The organism is Bacillus sp. LR--39, assembly GCF_053613335.1.
This window is the reverse complement of record NZ_JBSIOT010001562.1, coordinates 1-524: the sequence shown is the minus strand read 5'-3', so window position 1 is coordinate 524 and position 524 is coordinate 1. Positions and strand designations below refer to the sequence as shown.

At 42.9% G+C, this 524-nt stretch carries 1 protein-coding gene; it reads right to left on the bottom strand.

Translation table 11 applies throughout. The features are described 5' to 3' along the window. On the bottom strand, positions 1-524 hold a 524-nt coding region (locus ACWHAR_RS31805; protein ID WP_452089018.1), incomplete at both ends, for a flagellar hook-basal body complex protein.

Here is a 524-nt window from a genome sequence, read left to right as displayed (position 1 = left end):
ATTTCATCAGATGTTGTAATAATTTTTGAGTTTGATTGGAATCCGCGCTGGGCTACGATCATTTCAGTAAATTCGTCAGTTAAATCGACGTTAGACATTTCGAGAAATCCTGATTTAAGAGCACCAGTTCCGCCGTCACCAGGCTGGTTCGCTGCACTGGCCGTTCCAGAGTTTAAAGATTCACGGTATAGGTTGCTTCCGATTTTATCCAATCCATCACTGTTGGCAAAAGTAACAATCCCGATTTGTCCCCCGTCTTGTGATTGACCACCGGCATCAACAATTGACACCTTTCCATCAGAACCAATGCTAAAGCTTTGAGCATCAGTAGGAATTTTAATTGTTCCGCCATTCATATTTAGTACATGGTAGCCATCACCTGTAACCAGTGTTCCAGTATTATCTAAATAGAAGTTCCCTGCTCTTGTATAAGCTGTCCCGTCACCTGTATCAATTCGGAAGTAACCGTCGCCGTCAATTGCTAAATCAAGTGTTCTTCCTGTGCTTTGTGTCGCGCTTGTTGA